Source organism: Vibrio sp. 10N.222.49.C9, assembly GCF_041474985.1.
Classification (GTDB): domain Bacteria; phylum Pseudomonadota; class Gammaproteobacteria; order Enterobacterales; family Vibrionaceae; genus Vibrio; species Vibrio crassostreae_C.
Map to the genome: position 1 here is coordinate 1 of NZ_JBFRVD010001599.1, position 466 is coordinate 466.

Annotated in this window: 1 pseudogene; it reads left to right on the forward strand. The window is 42.5% G+C overall.

Annotated features, from left to right (window positions below):
* Positions 1-140: 140 nt before the first annotated feature.
* Positions 141-466, forward strand: a pseudogene (locus tag AB4585_RS29435) (hypothetical protein); the annotation flags it as partial.

A 466-nucleotide genomic window follows, 5' to 3' on the forward strand; every position in this document is an offset into this window, starting at 1 on the left:
GTGGTTTAGTGTGGTTTTAGAGGCCAAAAGTAAAATTTGGCTTTGCAGGTATTGACTGTTCTTGTGTCTTTGAAAAGGTGTCTTATCAGTTTACAGTGTAAATGGTCTACATTCAGAATTTGCAGAGGTGACAAGTGTTGATGATAGGTAAGCCAGGGGATGCAGCTGTGTTTGAAATGCGTTCAATCGGTGACATAACGCCTGTTCAGGCGCAGGTGTCGCTTAAGGTTAGTTTGAACATCTTTGAAAAATGGCAGTTAACTGATACTGAGAAACTGAACCTTTTGGGTCTGGATAGTGTGTCGGATCTAGGTTTGATGGTTGCAGGTTTGGTGATGGTTAGGGAGGATGTATTGACTCGAGTAAGTTATGTGTTGCAAGTACATCGTCACTTACGCAGTTTGTTTTCGGAGGATGCGAGCGTTTATGGTTGGGTGAAGAAACCTAATGACCATCCGCTATTTAG